The organism is Pantoea sp. DY-15 (assembly GCF_019795935.1).
Taxonomy (GTDB): domain Bacteria; phylum Pseudomonadota; class Gammaproteobacteria; order Enterobacterales; family Enterobacteriaceae; genus Pantoea; species Pantoea leporis.
Window position 1 is genome coordinate 351399 of sequence record NZ_JAIMIF010000004.1, and the last position, 19337, is coordinate 370735.

19 protein-coding genes and 3 tRNA genes are annotated in these 19337 nt (G+C 55.7%); 13 read left to right on the plus strand and 9 right to left on the minus strand.

Features of this window, described 5'->3' with window-relative positions; all coding sequences use genetic code 11:
- The first annotated feature begins 31 nt into the window (after positions 1–31).
- Positions 32–985: a YncE family protein gene (locus K5Y32_RS16755; RefSeq protein WP_210080906.1), complete on the plus strand. Its 954-nt coding sequence runs from the start codon at positions 32–34 to the stop codon at positions 983–985.
- Here K5Y32_RS16755 and K5Y32_RS16760 read toward each other — a convergent pair.
- Positions 982–1536, minus strand: coding sequence for a histidine phosphatase family protein (locus K5Y32_RS16760; protein ID WP_222185211.1), 555 nt, complete (start codon positions 1534–1536; stop codon positions 982–984). The two genes, K5Y32_RS16755 and K5Y32_RS16760, sit on opposite strands and share 4 nt — an antisense overlap.
- Positions 1537–2120: 584 nt before the next feature.
- Between K5Y32_RS16760 and K5Y32_RS16765 the strand changes: the two genes are divergently transcribed.
- From K5Y32_RS16765 to K5Y32_RS16780, 4 genes are all read left to right on the plus strand, one after another.
- Complete coding sequence (locus K5Y32_RS16765; RefSeq protein ID WP_222185213.1) at positions 2121–3503, plus strand: MFS transporter; 1383 nt, start codon at positions 2121–2123, stop codon at positions 3501–3503.
- Positions 3504–3578: 75 nt separating this feature from the next.
- Entirely contained in the window at positions 3579–4601 is a 1023-nt protein-coding gene (locus K5Y32_RS16770) for a LacI family DNA-binding transcriptional regulator (protein ID WP_222185215.1), read from the plus strand.
- A 12-nt stretch (positions 4602–4613) separates the two neighbouring features.
- On the plus strand, positions 4614–5591 hold the full coding sequence (locus K5Y32_RS16775) for a nucleoside hydrolase (protein WP_222185217.1): 978 nt from the start codon (positions 4614–4616) through the stop codon (positions 5589–5591).
- Between the two features lie 241 nt (positions 5592–5832).
- A complete protein-coding gene (locus K5Y32_RS16780; protein WP_222185219.1) occupies positions 5833–7053 on the plus strand; it encodes an MFS transporter in 1221 nt (406 codons plus the stop codon).
- Here K5Y32_RS16780 and K5Y32_RS16785 read toward each other — a convergent pair.
- The 3 genes from K5Y32_RS16785 to K5Y32_RS16795 form a co-directional block, all read right to left on the minus strand.
- A complete protein-coding gene (locus tag K5Y32_RS16785) occupies positions 7050–7514 on the minus strand; it encodes a YbaK/EbsC family protein (protein ID WP_008107722.1) in 465 nt (154 codons plus the stop codon). The genes K5Y32_RS16780 and K5Y32_RS16785 overlap by 4 nt on opposite strands.
- A gap of 95 nt (positions 7515–7609) precedes the next feature.
- A complete protein-coding gene (fhuF, locus tag K5Y32_RS16790) occupies positions 7610–8404 on the minus strand; it encodes a siderophore-iron reductase FhuF (protein WP_222185221.1) in 795 nt (264 codons plus the stop codon).
- A gap of 166 nt (positions 8405–8570) precedes the next feature.
- Entirely contained in the window at positions 8571–9665 is a 1095-nt protein-coding gene (locus tag K5Y32_RS16795) for a diguanylate cyclase (protein WP_222185223.1), read from the minus strand.
- Between the two features lie 227 nt (positions 9666–9892).
- On the opposite strand from K5Y32_RS16795, the gene K5Y32_RS16800 reads away from it, so the two are divergent.
- The gene (locus K5Y32_RS16800; RefSeq protein WP_110867479.1) at positions 9893–10177 is read left to right on the plus strand and encodes a DUF1435 domain-containing protein; all 285 of its coding nucleotides are present in this window, start codon (positions 9893–9895) and stop codon (positions 10175–10177) included.
- A gap of 93 nt (positions 10178–10270) precedes the next feature.
- Here K5Y32_RS16800 and K5Y32_RS16805 read toward each other — a convergent pair.
- The 4 genes from K5Y32_RS16805 to rsmC form a co-directional block, all read right to left on the minus strand.
- A tRNA-Leu gene (locus K5Y32_RS16805) sits at positions 10271–10357 on the minus strand.
- A gap of 29 nt (positions 10358–10386) precedes the next feature.
- A tRNA-Leu gene (locus K5Y32_RS16810) sits at positions 10387–10473 on the minus strand.
- Between the two features lie 34 nt (positions 10474–10507).
- A tRNA-Leu gene (locus tag K5Y32_RS16815) sits at positions 10508–10594 on the minus strand.
- A gap of 132 nt (positions 10595–10726) precedes the next feature.
- On the minus strand, positions 10727–11758 hold the full coding sequence (gene rsmC, locus K5Y32_RS16820; RefSeq protein ID WP_101762187.1) for a 16S rRNA (guanine(1207)-N(2))-methyltransferase RsmC: 1032 nt from the start codon (positions 11756–11758) through the stop codon (positions 10727–10729).
- A gap of 106 nt (positions 11759–11864) precedes the next feature.
- Between rsmC and K5Y32_RS16825 the strand changes: the two genes are divergently transcribed.
- The 4 genes from K5Y32_RS16825 (at position 11865) to yjjJ (ending at position 14824) form a co-directional block, all read left to right on the plus strand.
- Positions 11865–12275: a DNA polymerase III subunit psi gene (locus K5Y32_RS16825; protein WP_101762186.1), complete on the plus strand. Its 411-nt coding sequence runs from the start codon at positions 11865–11867 to the stop codon at positions 12273–12275.
- Entirely contained in the window at positions 12247–12687 is a 441-nt protein-coding gene (gene rimI / locus K5Y32_RS16830; protein WP_192235784.1) for a ribosomal protein S18-alanine N-acetyltransferase, read from the plus strand. The genes K5Y32_RS16825 and rimI overlap by 29 nt, the downstream gene beginning before the upstream one ends.
- 8 nt (positions 12688–12695) lie before the next feature.
- The gene (gene yjjG / locus K5Y32_RS16835) at positions 12696–13379 is read left to right on the plus strand and encodes a pyrimidine 5'-nucleotidase (protein WP_137385112.1); all 684 of its coding nucleotides are present in this window, start codon (positions 12696–12698) and stop codon (positions 13377–13379) included.
- 122 nt (positions 13380–13501) lie between these two features.
- On the plus strand, positions 13502–14824 hold the full coding sequence (gene yjjJ, locus K5Y32_RS16840; protein WP_222185225.1) for a type II toxin-antitoxin system HipA family toxin YjjJ: 1323 nt from the start codon (positions 13502–13504) through the stop codon (positions 14822–14824).
- Here the strand turns inward: yjjJ and K5Y32_RS16845 are convergent.
- The gene (locus K5Y32_RS16845; protein WP_101762182.1) at positions 14821–15501 is read right to left on the minus strand and encodes a YtjB family periplasmic protein; all 681 of its coding nucleotides are present in this window, start codon (positions 15499–15501) and stop codon (positions 14821–14823) included. The two genes, yjjJ and K5Y32_RS16845, sit on opposite strands and share 4 nt — an antisense overlap.
- A gap of 107 nt (positions 15502–15608) precedes the next feature.
- Here K5Y32_RS16845 and serB point away from each other — a divergent pair, with 107 nt between their 5' ends.
- The 3 genes from serB to nadR all read left to right on the plus strand — a co-directional run bounded on the left by serB (position 15609) and on the right by nadR (position 19317).
- Complete coding sequence (gene serB / locus K5Y32_RS16850) at positions 15609–16586, plus strand: phosphoserine phosphatase (RefSeq protein ID WP_217549154.1); 978 nt, start codon at positions 15609–15611, stop codon at positions 16584–16586.
- Positions 16587–16599: 13 nt separating this feature from the next.
- Positions 16600–17985 carry a DNA repair protein RadA gene (radA, locus tag K5Y32_RS16855; protein ID WP_007886867.1) on the plus strand — a complete coding sequence of 462 codons (1386 nt, stop codon included), beginning with the start codon at positions 16600–16602 and terminating at the stop codon, positions 17983–17985.
- Between the two features lie 105 nt (positions 17986–18090).
- Positions 18091–19317: a multifunctional transcriptional regulator/nicotinamide-nucleotide adenylyltransferase/ribosylnicotinamide kinase NadR gene (gene nadR, locus K5Y32_RS16860; protein ID WP_110867484.1), complete on the plus strand. Its 1227-nt coding sequence runs from the start codon at positions 18091–18093 to the stop codon at positions 19315–19317.
- The last annotated feature ends 20 nt before the right edge of the window (positions 19318–19337 follow it).

A 19337-nucleotide genomic window follows, 5' to 3' on the forward strand; every position in this document is an offset into this window, starting at 1 on the left:
TTAAAGGAGGTGACGAACAAAAGGAGACACTATGCAGCGACACAACCGTGGATTACTGGCGGTCGATAAGCAGGGCAATCGCGTGCTGTTTCTCAATCCCGAAACCTTTGCTGTTGAACAAGAGTTAAATGCCTTTCCGCCGCGTCCACACGAGCTTCTGATGCTGCCGCAGCTGGAGAAAGCTTACGTGCCGATCTACGGCGACGGCATTCACGGCGACAATCCGCATCCCGGCCACAAAGTGGCGATCATCGATCTGCGCCTACGGCAGATCAGCGGTTTTATCGATCTGTCGCCGTTAAAAGCACCGCACAGCGGCCAGCTGGGACGAGACGGTAAAGTTTATCTCTGCTGTGAAAACAGCGCGGTGGTGGCGGTGATTGATCCCGTTAGCGATCGCGTGGAGAAAACCATTCAGCTGCCTTCGCACAATGCGCACCGGCTCACTTTATCGCCCAGCGGGCGCAAGTTGTTCACCGAGAATGAAGAGGACGCCAGCATTACCGTGGTGGATCTGTGTGAGGCGGAAGGGCGGATTATTGACAATATTCTGATGCCCGGCCCGATTTCCGGCATCGCCGCCTCGCCGAAACATCCTTATCTGGTGGCGAGCGCCGCCGATGCGCCGCTGCTGTATGTGGTGGATCGGCAAAGCCATCGTATCCGCCAGCGCCTGACGTTGCCGGGCCACCAGCAACCGTGTCAGGTGGTGCGCTTCAGTGCCAACGGCGAGCGGCTGGTGGCGATTGGCGATCAGGAGCCGGTGGTGACGCTGTTTGACGAGCTGCTCAATCCGCTCGGCGATATTCATGTTGGCAACAAGCCGATGGATGGCTGCTTCAGTGAGGATAATCACAGCTTGCTGATTGCTAATGAGGGCGACGGTTCGCTCAGCCTGATTGATCTGCAGCAGATGAAAGTGATTGCCACGCCGCAGGCCGGTACCGGTTGTGAAGTGCTGAGTTACTTTCAGCTCAAACCTTAAATAAACGGGCGATGATAAATCGCACTGCTCCAGTGGCGGCTGCTGGCATGTTTTTCGGCCTGCCAGCCGCGCTTGCGTAACTCGCGCGCAATCAGCTTATTCATGATGCCGTGCCCAACCAATAACACCGTGCCTTGCTGCGACAGCACCACCAGTTTATCCGCCGCCAGACGGGCACGTTCACGCGCATGCTGCACCGATTCGACATGGCCGGCATAGCCGCACAGCCACAACAAGCGTAATAGCGCCAGCCAGATGTTGAGCGGCAGATGCAAGCGTTCAAACGGCAACGTCGGTATCGCCACTTCGCTGAACACCTCATCCACCGCGTTTGGCTGCAAGCCCAGCCGCGTTAACGACGAGCGGGCGCGCGGCAGCGGGCTGGTGGCGATCACACTCGCCAGGCGCGCAATGGTCTGACTGCGCGGCGGCGGGGAGTCGCAAATATCAGCCTGATCGTAACCTTCACACCAGTCGGCCAGCGCCCGAGCCGTGAAGCGCCCCGTGACCGGATGATTGGGTTTACCGTGTCGCATAAGAATAATGGTCATAGCGCTCCTGAGTGATCCTTCTCCAGTGTAATGCAGATGCTGAGTCAGTCGCGCACCGGTAACGGCATTTAAGAATATTGCGGGTGTGTCATTAAACCTTAACTGAACTGTGCGAAAAACAGCGCGATGAAGATTCAGTCTGCGCCGTTAAATGGTAAGCAATAATCGTTAATTACGTTGTAATCAGACATTTCTTGCATACGCGCATTAGATGTAATGTCATGAATTAACGCCTCTTTTATCTTGTGCTCATGAGTTATAGTGAAGTTTATCTAATAAATATCACTATTTTTGCTTGATTTATCTACGCGCGTAGATAGACTATGCCCATAGTGATAACTCACGGTGCCAGAGACGAAGTTGGCCTTGAGATGACCCAGTTACATTTGCCTTACTAATGCGATCGATGAAAATTACATCGGCGGGAACAGGCGAAGAAGCGGATTCCAACACCAGGGAATTCATTACTGATTTTTCATCCAGGTTTGCCTACTGAACGTCGCCACCGGGGAGTTCCGCTTGTTGCAAGGGAACTGACCCACGGAAGGGCGTTTGCTGTTTTTACCTCATTCAGGGATTGGGTTATGACGGTTTCGCAACAAAGCTCACTGACATCCTCCTCAGCTGCCGACGCGCGGCTTGAAACATCATCCGGCCGCAAAGATTTCTGGCGCGCCACCTTCTCGTGCTGGCTCGGCACCGCGATGGAATATGCGGATTTTGCGCTTTATGGCCTCGCTGCCGGCATTATCTTTGGTGATGTCTTCTTCCCCGAAGCTACGCCGACTATCGCCTTGCTCTCGAGTTTTGCCACCTGGTCGGTTGGCTTTATTGCCCGCCCGATTGGTGCCTTGCTGTTCGGCTGGATCGGCGATCGTAAAGGCCGTAAAACGGTGATGATCTCGACCATCATTCTGATGGGCGCCTCCACGACATTAATCGGTTTAATCCCTTCCTATGCCAGCATTGGCGTCTGGGCACCCGCGTGTCTGGTGCTGCTGCGCTTTACCCAGGGTTTGGGGGCGGGCGCAGAGTTATCCGGCGGCACAGTGATGCTAGGCGAATATGCGCCGGTTGAACGTCGCGGTTTGGTCTCGTCGGTGATTGCGCTGGGCTCAAACAGCGGCACGCTGATCGCCTCGCTGGTATGGCTGGCGGTGATCCAGATGGACAAAGAGAGTTTGCTGGCGTGGGGCTGGCGTATTCCGTTCCTCAGCAGCGTGCTGATTGCGGTGGTGGCGTTGTGGATTCGTCGTCACCTGCGTGAAACGCCGGTATTCGAGCGCCAGCAGGCAGAACTGCAGGCCGAGCGCAGCGCGACGCTGGCTAAAGCGGAAGAAGAGGTGGATACCCGCAGTTTCTGGCGTCGCACTCGCGCCTTCTGGACCATGGTCGGTTTACGCATCGGCGAAAATGGCCCTTCTTATCTGGCGCAGGGCTTTATCGTCGGTTACGTCGCCAAAGTGCTGATGATCGACAAGTCGGTGCCCACCACCGCGGTGTTCATCGCCTCGTTACTTGGCTTCGTGATTATTCCGTTTGCCGGTTGGCTGTCGGATCGCTTCGGTCGCCGTATAACCTATCGTTGCTTCTGCTTATTGCTGATGTTCTACGCCTGGCCCGCCTTTAGCCTGATGGACAGCCGCGACCCGACGATTGTCATCGCGGTGATTGTGGTCGGCATGGCGCTGGCATCGCTGGGTATTTTCGGCGTGCAGGCAGCGTGGGGCGTAGAGATGTTTGGCGTGAAGCGTCGTTACACCAAGATGGCGGTAGCGAAAGAGCTAGGGTCTATCCTTTCAGGAGGCACCGCACCATTAGTGGCGGCGGCGCTGCTGTCGTTTACCGGACACTGGTGGCCGATCGCGGTTTACTTCACTGCGATGGCCAGCATCGGTTTTCTCACCACTTTCGTGGCGCCGGAAACGCGCGGACGCGATCTCAATCTGCCGGAAGATGCCATCTGACCAGCAGGATCGCGTAAATCACAACCCCCATTGGCCGGAGATTCCGGCCAATGGCATTTACGCAGGGGCAAAGGAATGGCGAAATCTCCAACCGGAAACGTAACGCGCACGGACGTGGCAAAAATTGCCGGCACTTCAGTGGCGGTGGTCAGTTACGTAATCAATAACGGCCCGCGTCCGGTGGCAGAAGCCACGCGTCAGCGCGTGCTGGAGGCGATCAAACAGACCGGCTATCGCCCCAATGCGGTGGCGCGCGCGCTGGCTTCGGGTAGCACCAAAACCTTTGGTTTAGTGGTGCCAAACATCGGCAATCCCTTTGTTGCCTCGATGGCGCACATGCTGTTGCAGGAGTCGATGAATCACGGCCACGTCATGCTGTTGGGGGATGCCGGCGACGATCGCAAACGCGAGCTGGAGATTATTCAGGGCCTGTTAAATCGTCAGGTTGATGGCCTGTTTTACAACAGCGTCGATCGCCATCCCTACATCGATGTGATTCAGGCCAGCGGTACGCCGCTGGTGATGCTGGATCGCATTGAGCCGCGTCCAGGCGTTGGCATGCTGCGCGTCAATGAGCGCGAAGCGGCGTGCCAGGTGACCGCGCATCTGCTCAGCCATGGTTATCAGCAGGTGGGCATGATCAGCGGTCCACTGGACATGCTCAACGCGCAGGACCGTATTCACGGCTGGCGCGATGCGCTGGCGCAGAAAGGGTTGCTGGCAGATGAGGCGATGATTTTCCCTGCCAGCTACTCGCGGCAGGGCGGTTACGACGCCGCGCAGCGCATGGTGGCCAGCGGTCGTGTGCCGCGCGCGCTGTTTACCAGTAATGAAGGCCAGGCGATTGGCTGCATTCGTGCGCTGTCGGAGCATGGATTGCGCGTGCCGCAGGATGTCGCGCTGGTGTGTTTTAACGGTACCGATCAGTCGGCGTTTCATTTGCCGACGCTCACCACCGTACGTCAGCCGCTGCGCGATATGGCGCGCAGTGCGATTGCCATGCTCAAAAATTGGGATGGTGATGCGAAGCTGGCGGAATTTCCTCACCATTTAGAAATCGGTGAGTCCTGTGGCTGCCAGCTTACTCAACAAGAATAAAACTATAACATTATGAAAAGATTGATTATTGATTGTGATCCGGGAAACGGTATAGCGGGCGCCAATACTGACGACGGCCTCGCGCTGGCGTTAGCCTTGGCCTCAAAGTCTCTGTCGCTGGAACTGATTACTACCGTGACCGGCAACACGCCGAGCGCGGTGGGTGCGCAGGTCGCGAAAGATCTGCTGCAGCGATTGGGACGTAACATTCCGGTGGTGCAGGGCGCGCTGCAGGCGCTGCGCGAAGATCCTGCGCCGTGGCGTGCGCGTCTTGACCACGTTGCCGATGAAAAGCTCGGTGAACTGTGGCGCGGTGTTCGTCAACCGCAGCGTATTCCGGCGGATGGACATGATGCGGCTGGCGTAATGGGCCAACTGATTTGTGACAATCCCGGCGAGTTTACGCTGGTAGCCATCGGCCCACTGACCAACGTGGCGCTGGCACTGCAGCGTTATCCAGAGATGGCTGAATCGGTGGCAGAGATTGTGATTATGGGCGGCGTGTTCGCGCTGGATGATTACATCAAAGACACCAATTTTGGCCTCGATCCGGAAGCCGCGCATCAGGTGCTGCACAGCGGTGCTGCCATCACGCTGGTACCGATGGACGCCACCACACAAACCCTGATGACGCAGCAGGATCTCACGCGAATTACCGCTAAAGATCATCCGTTGCCACAGTTTGTGCGCGAGACGTTACGGCCGTGGATCGATTATTCGATCCGCACCCGTCATCTGCCTGGTTGCTGGATACACGATGCGCTGGTGGTGGCGTGGTTGTTGAATCAGCGTGTTGCTGATGGCGTGGATTATCATGTGGATATTGAGCTGCGACCTGGCGCCACGCGCGGCAAAAGCTGGCGTTATCGCACGCCGCTGCGCCTGGATATTGGCGTGCCACCGCAGACCGGCGCCTTGGTGCATGTGATTCAAACCGTTAATAATGCGCTGCTGCTTGAGATGATCGAAAAAGCATTTAATCAGTTATAAAACCGTTGACTGCACCTGCCGTAACGGCGCGATAAAACGCGCCGCTACAGGATATTGCCTCCATCAATGACACGCTTTTTTACACCGCGAATCACTCGCTGACAATTCCCGCTACAGCCCGCCTTTCTGACATGCTATATACAAATAGTTAACAAATTAGTAACCCGTGAAATTATTCGCGCGGTAACTTCTACTATAAATCCGGCCAACGAACCGGAAGCTCATCAGACAGGATACCAACATGTTCAACTGGACTGCGACCCAGCGCAACGTGGCTTTTGCCAGTTTCGCGAGCTGGACGCTGGATGCGTTCGACTTCTTCATCTTAGTGTTTGTCCTCAGCGATCTTGCCCAATATTTTCATACCAGCGTCTCCGATGTTTCTCTTGCCATCATGCTCACGCTCGCCGTGCGTCCGATCGGCGCGCTATTGTTTGGTCGGCTGGCGGAGAAGTATGGCCGCCGACCGATTTTGATGCTCAATATCGTGATGTTCTCGGCGTTTGAGCTGCTGTCGGCGTGGTCGCCCACCTTCACGGCGTTCCTCGGTTTCCGCGTGATTTACGGCGTGGCGATGGGGGGGATTTGGGGCGTGGCGTCGTCGCTGGCGCTGGAAACCATTCCGGATCGCTCGCGCGGCTTGATGTCCGGCATCTTCCAGGCTGGTTATCCGTGCGGCTATCTGCTGGCGTCGGTGATTTTTGGTTTGTTCTTCGAAACCGTCGGTTGGCGCGGCATGTTCCTGATTGGCGCGTTACCGATTCTGCTGCTGCCGTTTATCTACTTCAAAGTGCCGGAATCGCCGGTGTGGCTGGCGGCGCGCGAGCGGAAAGAGAGCAATGCGCTGCTGCCGATTATCCGTCAGCACTGGAAAATCTGTATCTATATGGTGCTGCTGATGGCCTGCTTTAACTTATTCAGCCACGGTACGCAGGATCTCTATCCCACCTTCCTGAAAGTGCAGCATCAGTTTGATCCGCACACCGTCAGCATCATTGCTATCAGCTACAACATCGCGGCGATGCTGGGCGGCATTACCTTTGGTGCATTGTCCGAGCGCATTGGCCGCAAGCGCGCGATTATTCTGGCGTCATTCCTCGCGCTGCCGGTGCTGCCGCTGTGGGCCTTCTCCAGCGGTTCATGGATGATCGGAATTGGCGCGTTTCTGATGCAGTTTATGGTGCAGGGCGCGTGGGGCGTGGTGCCGACCTATCTCACCGAACTGGTGCCCGCCAATGCGCGCGCGGTGCTGCCGGGCTTTGTTTATCAGCTGGGGAATTTGATCGCCTCAGTGAATGCGACGCTGCAGTCGCGTATCGCCGAGGCGCACGGCGGCAATTATGGTTTGGGCATGGCGATTGTCGCCGGAACGGTGGCGGTGCTGATTTGCGTGTTAGTGGCCTTTGGTCGGGAGACGCGCGGCATCGAAATCTCCGGTGCTGCCGCGCGCGAGTCGTCTTAAAGCGCCTCGCAGACGTCAACCCATTTCGCCGCGGTAAGTTCTGCCATGCGCTGCGGCGAAATGCGCACCGCGCTATGAATCGATCCGGCTGCGGGCAGCACTTCGTCAAAGCTGCGCAGCGACACATCGCAATAGACGGTAAGCGGATTTTCCAGTCCGAACGGGCAAACGCCGCCGACCGGATGCCCGGTCCAGTTCACCACTTCATCCACGCTTAACATGCGCGCTTTGGCGCCGAGCGCGGCTTTCAGCTTGCGATTGTCGAGACGCGCATCGCCGCGCGTAACGATCAGCACGATGGCATCTTTCACTTTCAGCGACAGGGTTTTGGCGATTTGCCCAGGCTGAACGCCATGAACGCGTGCGGCCAGCTCAACGGTGGCGGTGCTTTCCGGCATCTCGATGATGTCGATATCCGGTGCATGTTCGGCAAAGAAGTGCCGTACCGACTCCAGGCTCATTGTTATCTCCGGTAAAAACAGAGCCAAAAAAATGCCATAAGCCTGGAAAAGTGTAAACGGGAGAAAAGGAGAATCTGTAACAGAATGCGCAGGTGCTACACCGCTTTTAACGTGCAGTTACCGCAACGTTCTACATCGGGGATGCGATAGCGCTGGCAGCAGCTGCGGCGCTCCATTTCGCCATTGCGCGGGATCATGGTGCGATATAGCGGATTATCGCTGCCATCGAGCAGGGATTTGCTGAAAAATAGCGCCTGTTCCAGCTGCAAAATCGTTTGTTCCGGCAACTGGTTTTTCAGCTCACCGAGGAACCAGTAAAACGAAAAACCCATGTTGTTCCAGATGAGCTTCGCATTGATATCGCCGTGCTGCGTCATGCCGTTAACCGCCGGAATCAGGCATTGCTGAATCAGGCGATCGATACGCTGCTGGGCATTGAGGTAGCGCGCATCCTCGTCTTCCTGCACATCCAGCCAGAAAGCGCACGGATGGCCATTTTCGTGGAACTCAACGTGAATCAGATGCGGCGAGCAGTTCAGCGCGCGCGGTTCCTGCAATAACGCCATCATCAGCGGTGGCAGCAGCAGACCAAAATACCATTGCGCCCACAGTGACTGTAGCGGCTTGGCTTCCTGCTGCACATCGGGATGATCGCGATAAAGATAATCGCTGTAGCGCTGGGTCAGGCGGCGATAGTGAAGCGGATTGGACCATTCAGCCAGGGTTAACGTCCCGGCGGGTGCCGGCTGGCCAAGCTTGAGGTTATCCAGCATGTAGCTGCGTTGATCGCGCATCAGATCTTCCAGCGCGCTCGCTAAACTGCGATCGCTCTGCATAAAGATCAGTGGATGCTCGCTGAAGCGATGATCCTGACGCGTGATGATGGCCATGCCGGTCCTGAGTGATAACGGGAATCGAGAGACAAATGATAATCGTTCCCAGCATTTTGAACAACATTTCTGCACATGCAACTGTTAACGCACATTTCGTCGCGGCGCGTTTTATCGCGCAATAAATTGCGCCGCGACGAGGTGTGCGTTGGGTAATGACAAGGCTTTATATCAGTTCATTACTCGCCTGCGTCAATTTCGGCAAATCATCCCACGCCAGAATGGTGTTACGTCCCTGATTTTTCGCCACATACAGCGCGCGGTCGGCATTGGCCACCGCCTGGTCAAAATCGTCAGCAAAGATGGGAGCGATGCCAGCGCTGATGGTGACGTGCGTCGAGACTTTCTCATTAAAGCGATGCGGAATTTCCAAATCCACCACGTACTGGCGAATGCGTTCAGCCAGTTTCATTGCTATTGAGGCGTTCACGTTGGTCATCAGCACCAGAAACTCTTCGCCGCCGTAGCGTGTGACCACATCGCGCGAGCGTACCGCGTCGCGGATCGCCACGGACACGCGCGCCAACGCCTGATCGCCCATCGCATGGCCGTAATTGTCGTTGTAGGCTTTGAAGTGGTCGATATCCAGCAGCAGCACAAAGTGGCTGCCGGCGTGGTTTTCCAGAATGGTATCAAGGCGATTCTTCAATCCACGGCGGTTGTACAAGCCGGTAAGCGGATCGAGCATGCTCAAATCGCTGAAGCTCTCTTTTTCCTCATACAGCTGGCTCACCAGCCGACGGGTGAAGGTATCAAAGCGACGACGCATTAAATGGTGCAGTGAAAAGCCGATTAATGGCAGCGTAATGGTGAATAAGATCATCATTAAATGCTGACCATCATCCAATAACAGCACGGTTAATACCGGCGGCGTGATGTGTAAACAGAATGCAATCAAATAATCACTCAGCGCAATGGCACTGATAAAGAACACGCTTAACAGGCTGATAATTAAAAAGCTGCCATCAAAATAGTAAACCAGATGATATCTGTGGTTAATATGCCACGCCCATAGCGCACCCAAAATAAAAGCCACAGGATTTAATAGCGGTAATTTTTGTTTTGACGCCATTAAGCAAATAACCAGCAGCGTGGAGCTGAAGCCCGCTACAACGTCCACCGGCAGCGAGCGTATTGGGCTATCGCTGCCTAAAATCGGCAGCAGGCAAAAAAGCGAAACGGCGACATTAAGAAACAGAAATAGCATCAGCGACAGCCGATATTTACTCTGTTTCAACTCATCATAAGATTGTAATTTCATTATTATTCTCGTGACAGCCCTGATATATCAAAGCGCTACCCGCAAGTAATAGTTTACCTACCCGGATAGAGAGCACGTTATTGTTGTGTTAGCGATATTGTTATCGGCGGCAATTTAGCATTTTCCAGTAATTCTGTCATCCGGCATGGCTTGCGACAAAAATTCGCTGCAAGATGAGAAATATTGTCATATGATAATGCGAATATTTATCATTTGAGGGTTGCGCGATGATCATGGCGATAATAGCCGCCTGCGGACTATGGGGCGTGAGCTGGGTAATGGGTAAACGTCTGGATAGCGGTTGGGGCGTGTTATTACCCTGCGCGGCGATGCCGATTTTTGCGTTATGGGAACCGAGTTTCAGTCAATGGCGAGTGGTGATGATTGTGGCACTGCTGCTGACCGTGGTGATGCTGTTTCACCATCGCCTGCGTCACTATCTGTTGCTGCCGTCTTGCCTGGCATTGGCGGGCGGCTTAGCGGCGGTGTCGGTCAATTTCCACGTTATCTGATCAAATCGCAGAAACGACAACATCACGCTGAGAGCGTGAAGTTCGTTGAAAAATCTTTCGGGGGATTTACTGCTCGAAAGGAGTGACAACTGTTGGTGCGAAGGGAGGGACTTGAACCCTCACGTCCGTAAGAACACTAACACCTGAAGCTAGCGCGTCTACCAATTCCGCCACCATCGCATCTTAGTTGTCTGTTTATATCGTCGCATTGGTGCGAAGGGAGGGACTTGAACCCTCACGTCCGTAAGAACACTAACACCTGAAGCTAGCGCGTCTACCAATTCCGCCACCATCGCTCAGTGCGCAGATATAAACTGTGTGATTTTAGTTTGGTGCGAAGGGAGGGACTTGAACCCTCACGTCCGTAAGGACACTAACACCTGAAGCTAGCGCGTCTACCAATTCCGCCACCATCGCAAACTAACAACACCCTAAAGTATTGCTAACCACGGAGGCGCATTTTAGAGATTTTACTCATTGCGTCAACACATATTTCGCGACGGCAAAACGATCGCTGTAAAAAGCAACGTTTCTGCCGCCGCGCTGCTGTTAACGCGTTTTGGCACCGCGACCGTATACGGCGCGATAGACTTTGAAGCGTCCGGTTTGCGCCAGCACTTCGTGATTGCCGAAGGTTTCATCCAGAATCTGTGGATACGGCAGGAAGGCGTTAGCCACGATACGCAGTTCGCCGCCGCTGTTCAGATGCTTAAGCGCACCGCGAATCAGCGTGTTAGCCGCTTCAAGGCTGGTTTGCAGGCCATCGTGGAACGGCGGGTTGGAGATGATCATATCGAAACGGCCGGTAACGTCAGAGAAAACGTTACTGGCAAACACTTCACCCTCCAGTTCATTGGCGGCCAGCGTGGCTTTACTCGCTTCAATCGCAGCAGCATGCACATCGCACAGCCACAAACGCACGCGCGGCGACACTTTCGCCATCACAGTTGCCAGCACACCGCTGCCACAACCGATATCCAGCACTTTGCCACGGAAATGCGGCGTCAGCGTGGAGAGCAGCAGATCGCTGCCGATATCCAGACCATCACGGCTGAACACGCCCGGCAAGGTATGGATGGTGAGATCCTCGAGCTGATAAGTATGGCCGTAGCTGCTGGCATCAAAGGTTGGCTGCTTATCGAGACGACCGTGATACAGGCCACAACGACGCGCGCTATCAACTTTCTCCAGCGTCGCCCACGCTTCCAGCATGCCTTCGGCGCTGCGCACGCCGCTGCGGTTTTCACCCACCACGAAGATATCGCAGCCTACCGGCAGCAAAGAGAGCAGGTTTTGCAGCTGGTACTGCGCTTCGGGTTTGTTCTTCGACCAGTAATAAACCAGCGTATCGCAGCCTTCAACATCGGCAGCGGTTGCAACCATGCTGTAAACCGCACGTTCACCAAGGCGATGGCTAAGGTTCTGCCAGTGATGATATTGCTGGGTATGCACGCGGCTCGACGCGGTTTCTAGCTGGGCGGGCAGGTCATCCTGCAGGTCGCCAGCAAACAGAACGTTGCGGGCGGTAAATTCATCACTGTGGCGCAGAATCACTTCGCTGGCCGGGGTAAAAGCAGACATGGAACGCTCCTGTTAAATCAGAGCCGCGATTATAGTGCTTTGTTGGCGCATGTTCGATGGGTTTGCTAGCATAGCGTCGCATTCTGGCAGCATAACGGGTAATAGCATGAGCACAAGGCGCGACTGGCTTCTACAGCAAATGGGGATTACGCAGTATCAGCTGCGGCGTCCGCGCGTGCTGCAAGGGGAAATTGCCGTCACGCTTTTGCCCGACACGCGTTTGGTTTTGGTGGCCGAACAGGCGCCAACGCTACAAGAACCGCTGATTCGCGACGTGCTGCGCGCACTGAACATTCAACCCGCGCAGGTCATGGCGTTAACGCCAGACCAGCTGCAAATGCTGCCGGAGCAGGTCGATTGCGCCGGCTGGCTGCTGGGCGTTGAGAGCGAACATCCCTTTAACGGCATTACCTTCAACACCGCCGTTTTCAATGAACTGATCAGCAGCGGCGCAGCAAAACGCGCCCTGTGGCAACAGATGTGTAACCATGACAGCCATCTCTTTAGTCACCCCTGAAGACCAGCCGCAGCTGCTGGCGATTGAGCGCCGCGCACATGCTTTTCCGTGGAGCGAGCAGACGTTTAGCAGCAATCAAGGCGAACGTTTCGTCAATTTCCGCATTGAAGTTGAAGGTAAGCTGGCCGGATTCGCCATCACCCAAGTGGTGCTGGATGAAGCGTCGCTGTTCAACATTGCGGTGGATCCCGACTTCCAGCGCCGCGGCCTGGCGCGCCAGCTGTTGCAGCATCTGATTGCTGAGCTCGAGCAGCGCGACGTGATGACGCTGTGGCTGGAAGTGCGCGCCTCAAATATGCCGGCGATTGCGTTGTATGAGCAGCTGGATTTCCATCAGGTGAGCGTACGCCCCAACTATTATCCCACTGCCAGCGGACGAGAAGATGCCATCATTATGGCGCTAACGCTTTAAGGAGCACCATGCTAAACGATTGGGACTGCATCCTGTTTGATGCAGACGAAACGCTTTTCCATTTCGATGCTTACGCCGGTTTGCAGCGCATGTTTGCCCGCTATGACGTGCAATTTTCTGCGCAGGATTACACCGATTATCAGGCGATCAACAAGCCGCTGTGGGTCGATTACCAGAACGGCACCATTTCCGCACTGCAGCTGCAAACGCGCCGCTTCACCTTGTGGGGCGAAAAGCTGAGCGTCGCACCCGAAGTACTCAACAGTGATTTCCTCAGCGCAATGGCCGATATCTGCCTGCCGCTGGAAGGCGCAGCCCACCTTTTATCAACGCTGAAAGGCAAAGTGAAAATCGCTATCATCACCAACGGTTTCACTGCGTTACAGCAGGCGCGACTTGAGCGTACCGGATTCCTCGATGTGTTTGATGCGCTGGTGATTTCTGAAGAAGTTGGCGTACCGAAACCTGACGTGGCGATTTTTGATCACACGCTGGCCTTGCTGGGCAACCCGGATCGCAGCCGCGTGCTGATGGTCGGCGATACGCCAGAATCAGATATTCTCGGCGGCATGAATGCCGGCCTGAAGACCTGCTGGATCGATCACGGCACGCGTCCGTTACCCGATCACATCACGCCAACCTGGCAGGTGAAAACGCTGGCCGAGCTGGAAGCGATTTTGACTGAAGGTTAAAAGTATCTATTCATCGTTACCATCGTGATGATGCTGAGAAGCCCGCTGTGCGGGCTTTTTTTTATGTTATTATCTATGCATGAATCTATTCATCAATCTATTCATCAGGTAAGGTGGCGGCAATGGCTGAGCTACAAAGTTTGCTGCTGGAAGGACCGCTTAGCGCGGCGGATCTGCTGGCTCGATTGCATATCAGCCAGGCCACGCTTTCACGCCAACTGCGTCAGCAGCCGCAGATTATCAAATGGGGCAAAGCGCGCGCGACGCGTTATGCGTTGCTGCGGCCCATCCGGGGTGAAAGCCGCTTCCCGCTGTATCGTATTTCTGCTGAAGGTCAGGCATCGCCCGCTGGCATCCTTTTGCCAACCTGGCCGCAGGGCAGTTGTCTGTATCTGGACCAGCACGATCAAGGCCGCTTTTATGACGGCTTACCGTGGTTCCTGCAGGAGATGCGTCCGCAAGGTTTTCTGGGCCGACAATGGGGCCGTGAATACGCGCCACAGCTCGGGCTGACGGATGATATTCGTCTCTGGAGTGATGAGCAGTGCCTGATGGCGCTGGCAAGCGGCGGCATCGATATGCCGGGCGCTTTTATTGTTGGCGACATGACATACCAGCGTTGGCTGCAACAGCCCGCACCGCAAGCCATCAGCGAGGCGCAAAAAATCGCGCGTTATCCGCTGATGGCACAACAGGCGCTGAGCGGCGATGAACCGGGCTCATCGGCTGGCGGCGAACAACCGAAATTCCTGTGCTATGCCGCAACGGCGAATGGCGATCGTCATTGTCTGGTGAAATTTACCGTCGCCCGTCAAAGTGATAATGCTGAGCGCTGGCGTGATTTGTTACGCGCGGAGCATCTGGCGTTGCAACATTTACTGGCGGCGGGATTGCCTGCCGCACATAGCCAGCTGATTGATAGTGAAGGACAATTGTTCCTCGAAGTGCAGCGTTTTGATCGCATTCATCAACGGGGTCGACGCTGCATGAGTTCATTAGAAGCGGTAAGCGCAGAGTTTATCGGCCATCAACAACACTGGCCGGATGCGCTGCGTGAGTTGCAGCGTCAGCAACGTGTTGATGCGGTAGCGGTTGAACGCGGGACTTTGCAGTGGGCGTTTGGACGACTGATTGCCAATAGCGACATGCACGCGGGCAATCTGTCTTTCTTTACTGATGAAGAACGTTTCAGCCTGACACCGGCTTACGACATGCTGCCGATGGCGCTGGCGCCCAATTCTCAGGGGCACATGCGCGATGAAGTCAAACTGACGCTGGATTTCGCGCTGCCAGGCGCCGTGTGGCGCGCTGCCAGCGCTATGGCGAAAATCTACTGGCAAGCGATTGCAGAGGATGCTGCGTTTAGCGCGAACTTCCGCAGCATTGCCGGGCAGGCATTACAGCAACTGGAAGCGATGGAAGTAACAATGCATAAAATGGCTTAACGCTCTTTTTCAGTCTCTGTGGTTGCTGCCGCTGCCTCTTCTTGCTCTTTCTCTTTATCCTCTTTCACCGTGCGGCTCGCCGTTAGCAGGAACGGCGATTGCTGCCAGCGGGTGCGACGGTCGCGCAGCAGGGTGCGCGTCAGGATAATGCCGATGGCCAGCGCCAGTAACATCATCAGGCGCAGGATGTTGGTGGTGTTATCCACCTGACGTGATTCCGTCACCAGCACGTGAGTATCCAGCGTGACGCGCAGGAAACCTTGCGGGCCATCTTTGCCTTCCAGCGGCTGCACAATTTGATGGTTGAAGTAGCTACCAGCGCGTTTGCCATCCAGCGACAGCCGATCGCGCACATTTATGCTTTCGCCGCTGTGCGCCACCAGGCTGCCATCATCGGCGTAGACGGAAGCATCAAGAATGCGGCTGTTGTCGGTCATCTGATTGAGGATGGCGGCAATCTGCGTGCGGTTATCGTCGCTGTTATCCATCAACGGTTTAAGGCTAAACGCCACCTGTTTGGTCAGCGTGCGCGCCAGTTCTTCCACTTGTTCAGAGCGAGCCATTTGATGGCCGAGGCTAAACCAGGATGCGCCTTGCATCAGAACCACTAACAGAGCCAGCGAGATAAGAACAATCACCGTGCGATGCAGGCGAAATTTCAGTGCGGTTTTAACCATCAGAAACCCGTGTGATGTAACAGCAGAAAGGCTGGCAATTATGTTGCCAGAACCCGCGCAGACAAGGTAGCCTCTTGCGTGGTTTTGTTGTCCCTACAGGAGCTGTAATGCCAAATCGTCTTACCTGGTGCGATCTGCCCGCCGATGTTTCACTTTGGCCGGGTTTACCCCTTTCCCTCAGCGGTGATGAAGTGATGCCGCTGGATTACCGTGCTGGTCGGACTGGCTGGTTGCTGTATGGGCGCGGGCTCGATAAACAAAAACTCACCGATTATCAGCATAAGCTGGGGGCGGCGATGGTGATCGTCAGCGCCTGGAATGTCGATGAGTATCAGGTGATACGTCTGGCAGGCTCGCTGACGCCGCGCGCCAGCAAACTGGCGCATGAAGCCGGTTTTGATGTGGCGCCGCTTGGCAAAATTCCGCATCTGAAAACGCCAGGTTTGCTGGTGATGGACATGGATTCCACCGCGATCCAGATTGAGTGCATTGATGAGATCGCCAAACTGGCGGGCTGCGGCGAGCAGGTGGCGGAAGTCACCGAACGCGCCATGCGCGGCGAGCTGGATTTCAAAGCCAGCCTGCGCGAGCGCGTCGGCACCCTGGCGGGCGCCGATGCCAATATCCTGATGCAAGTGCGCGATGCGCTGCCGCTGATGCCAGGCTTAACCACGCTGGTGCAGAAGCTGCAGGCGCTGGGCTGGCAGGTGGCGATCGCCTCGGGCGGCTTTACCTTCTACGCCGACTATTTGCGCCATACGCTGCATTTAGCCGCGGCGGTGGCCAACGAGCTGGAAATTCGCGACGGCAAGCTAACCGGCCAGGTGCTGGGACAAATTGTCGACGCCCAATTTAAAGCCGATACCCTGAACGATCTGGCACAGCGCTTTGAAATTGCGCCGGAACAAACCGTGGCGATTGGTGATGGTGCCAACGATCTGCCGATGATTAAAACCGCGGCGCTGGGTATCGCCTATCATGCTAAACCTAAAGTGAATGAGCAGACGGAAATCATCATCCGTCATGCTGACCTGATGGGTGTGTTCTGCATCCTGACCGGCAGCCTGATTCACGAAGAGCGTTAACTGAGGATTTGATTTGGCCAAAGCGGCAAAACGCGCCTTCGTTTGTAACGAATGCGGCGCTGATTATCCGCGCTGGCAGGGGCAATGCAGCGCCTGTCATGCGTGGAACACCATTACCGAGGTGCGCATTGCCGCCTCGCCTGCGGCGGCGCGTAACGAGCGTCTGAGCGGTTATGCCGGCGGCAACGCGGGCGTTAGCCGCGTGCAGAAGCTGTCGGAGATCAGCCTCGAAGCCCTGCCGCGTTTCTCAACCAGTTTCAAAGAGTTCGATCGCGTATTGGGCGGCGGCGTGGTGCCGGGCAGCGCCATCTTAATTGGTGGTAATCCGGGTGCCGGTAAATCGACGCTGCTGCTGCAGGTGATGTGCAAGCTGGCAGAAGGGATGAAAACTCTGTATGTCACCGGCGAAGAGTCACTGCAACAGGTGGCGATGCGCGCCCATCGTCTGGGATTACCGACCGAAAACCTCAATATGTTGTCGGAAACCAGCATCGAGCAGATCTGCCTGATCGCCGAGCAGGAGCAGCCGAAACTGATGGTGATCGACTCGATTCAGGTAATGCACATGGCGGAGATCCAATCCTCGCCGGGCAGCGTAGCGCAGGTGCGTGAAACGGCCGCCTACCTGACACGCTTCGCCAAAACGCGCGGCGTGGCGATCATCATGGTCGGTCACGTCACCAAAGACGGTTCGCTGGCCGGCCCGAAAGTGCTGGAACACTGTATCGACTGTTCGGTGATGCTGGATGGCGACGCTGATTCCCGTTTCCGCACCTTACGCAGCCATAAAAACCGCTTTGGCGCGGTGAATGAGCTGGGCGTGTTCGCCATGACCGAACAAGGCATGCGCGAAGTCAGCAATCCGTCGGCCATTTTCCTGTCTCGTGGTGATGAGATCACCTCGGGCAGTTCGGTGATGGTGCTATGGGAAGGTACGCGTCCGCTGCTGGTCGAGATTCAGGCGCTGGTGGACCATTCGATGATGGGCAATCCACGCCGCGTCGCGGTGGGTCTGGAGCAGAATCGCCTGGCAATCCTGTTAGCGGTACTGCATCGCCACGGCGGCTTGCAGATGGCGGATCAGGATGTGTTTGTTAACGTGGTCGGCGGCGTAAAAGTCACCGAAACCAGCGTCGATTTGGCGCTGCTGATGGCGATGGTATCGAGCTTCCGCGATCGTCCGCTGCCGCAGGATCTGGTGATCTTTGGTGAAGTGGGCCTTGCCGGCGAAATTCGCCCGGTGCCGAGCGGCCAGGAGCGCATTTCCGAAGCGGCGAAACACGGCTTTAAGCGCGCCATCGTCCCGGCCGGTAATGCACCTAAGAAACCGGTCGAAGGGATGAAGGTGTACAGCGCGAAGAAGCTGGCGGATGCGTTAGCGATTCTGGATGAGTTGTAAGTTTTACCGGTCGGCATGAATGCCGACCCTACGTTTGTAGGGTGCGCATTTATGCGCACCGTCTTAAAGGCCGCACCGCCCTTTATTCCACGCAGGAGGCACTAAATGTCATCGTTTGACTACCTGAAAACAGCCATTCGCCAGCAAGGCCACACGCTGCAGCAGGTTGCCGACGCCAGCGGAATGACCAAAGGCTACTTAAGCCAGCTGCTCAACGCCAAAATTAAAAGCCCGAGTGCGCAGAAGCTGGAAGCGCTGCACCGTTTTCTTGGCCTGGAATTTCCGCGCCGCGATAAAACCGTTGGCGTGGTGTTCGGGAAATTTTATCCGCTGCATACCGGCCACATCTATTTAATCCAGCGCGCCTGCAGTCAGGTGGATGAGCTGCATATCATCATGGGCCACGACGAGCCGCGCGATCGTGAACTGTTTGAAAACAGCGCCATGTCGCAGCAGCCGACCATCAGCGATCGACTACGCTGGTTGCTGCAAACCTTCAAATACCAGAAAAATATCCGCATCCATTCGTTTGACGAAGAGGGCATTGAACCTTATCCGCACGGCTGGGATGTGTGGAGCGGCGGCGTCAAAACCTTTCTGGCTGAGCAGGGCATTGAGCCGAATTGTATCTACACCAGTGAAGAACCGGATGCCGCGATGTATGAGCAGCACCTCGGCATTCCGGCGGTGGTGATCGATCCCAATCGATCCTTTATGAACATTAGCGGCGGCCAGATTCGTCAGGATCCGTTCCGCTACTGGGAATACATCCCGACCGAAGTGAAGCCGTTCTTCGTGCGCACCGTGGCGGTGCTGGGCGGCGAGTCGAGCGGCAAATCAACGCTGGTGAACAAGCTGGCGAACATCTTCAACACCACCAGCGCATGGGAATATGGCCGTGATTATGTCTTCTCACACCTCGGTGGCGACGAAATGGCGCTGCAATATTCCGATTACGACAAAATCGCGCTCGGTCAGGCCCAGTACATCGACTTCGCAGTGAAGTACGCCAGTAAAGTCGCCTTTATCGATACCGATTTCATCACTACGCAGGCGTTTTGCCTCAAGTACGAAGGTCGCGAGCATCCGTTTGTGCAGGCGTTGATTGATGAGTACCGTTTCGACCTGGTGATTTTGCTGGAAAACAACGTGCCCTGGGTGGCGGATGGATTGCGCAGCCTCGGCAGCTCAATGGATCGTCGCGAGTTCCAGACCATGCTGATCACCATGCTGCGTGAAAACAATATCGAGTTTGTGCACGTTAAAGAAGATGACTATGACACGCGCTTCCTGCGTTGTGTCGAGTTAGTAAAGCAGATGCTGGGCAGCTGATTCAGCCATAAAAAAGGCGC

What these genes read in the sequence shown, in the direction of transcription:
- K5Y32_RS16755 (WP_210080906.1), top strand. Translation starts at nt 32, where the DNA reads ATGCAGCGACACAACCGTGGATTACTGGCGGTCGATAAGCAGGGCAAT.
- K5Y32_RS16760 (WP_222185211.1), bottom strand. Translation starts at nt 1,536, where the DNA reads ATGACCATTATTCTTATGCGACACGGTAAACCCAATCATCCGGTCACG.
- K5Y32_RS16765 (WP_222185213.1), top strand. Translation starts at nt 2,121, where the DNA reads ATGACGGTTTCGCAACAAAGCTCACTGACATCCTCCTCAGCTGCCGAC.
- K5Y32_RS16770 (WP_222185215.1), top strand. Translation starts at nt 3,579, where the DNA reads ATGGCGAAATCTCCAACCGGAAACGTAACGCGCACGGACGTGGCAAAA.
- K5Y32_RS16775 (WP_222185217.1), top strand. Translation starts at nt 4,614, where the DNA reads ATGAAAAGATTGATTATTGATTGTGATCCGGGAAACGGTATAGCGGGC.
- K5Y32_RS16780 (WP_222185219.1), top strand. Translation starts at nt 5,833, where the DNA reads ATGTTCAACTGGACTGCGACCCAGCGCAACGTGGCTTTTGCCAGTTTC.
- K5Y32_RS16785 (WP_008107722.1), bottom strand. Translation starts at nt 7,514, where the DNA reads ATGAGCCTGGAGTCGGTACGGCACTTCTTTGCCGAACATGCACCGGAT.
- fhuF (WP_222185221.1), bottom strand. Translation starts at nt 8,404, where the DNA reads ATGGCCATCATCACGCGTCAGGATCATCGCTTCAGCGAGCATCCACTG.
- K5Y32_RS16795 (WP_222185223.1), bottom strand. Translation starts at nt 9,665, where the DNA reads ATGAAATTACAATCTTATGATGAGTTGAAACAGAGTAAATATCGGCTG.
- K5Y32_RS16800 (WP_110867479.1), top strand. Translation starts at nt 9,893, where the DNA reads ATGATCATGGCGATAATAGCCGCCTGCGGACTATGGGGCGTGAGCTGG.
- rsmC (WP_101762187.1), bottom strand. Translation starts at nt 11,758, where the DNA reads ATGTCTGCTTTTACCCCGGCCAGCGAAGTGATTCTGCGCCACAGTGAT.
- K5Y32_RS16825 (WP_101762186.1), top strand. Translation starts at nt 11,865, where the DNA reads ATGAGCACAAGGCGCGACTGGCTTCTACAGCAAATGGGGATTACGCAG.
- rimI (WP_192235784.1), top strand. Translation starts at nt 12,247, where the DNA reads ATGACAGCCATCTCTTTAGTCACCCCTGAAGACCAGCCGCAGCTGCTG.
- yjjG (WP_137385112.1), top strand. Translation starts at nt 12,696, where the DNA reads ATGCTAAACGATTGGGACTGCATCCTGTTTGATGCAGACGAAACGCTT.
- yjjJ (WP_222185225.1), top strand. Translation starts at nt 13,502, where the DNA reads ATGGCTGAGCTACAAAGTTTGCTGCTGGAAGGACCGCTTAGCGCGGCG.
- K5Y32_RS16845 (WP_101762182.1), bottom strand. Translation starts at nt 15,501, where the DNA reads ATGGTTAAAACCGCACTGAAATTTCGCCTGCATCGCACGGTGATTGTT.
- serB (WP_217549154.1), top strand. Translation starts at nt 15,609, where the DNA reads ATGCCAAATCGTCTTACCTGGTGCGATCTGCCCGCCGATGTTTCACTT.
- nadR (WP_110867484.1), top strand. Translation starts at nt 18,091, where the DNA reads ATGTCATCGTTTGACTACCTGAAAACAGCCATTCGCCAGCAAGGCCAC.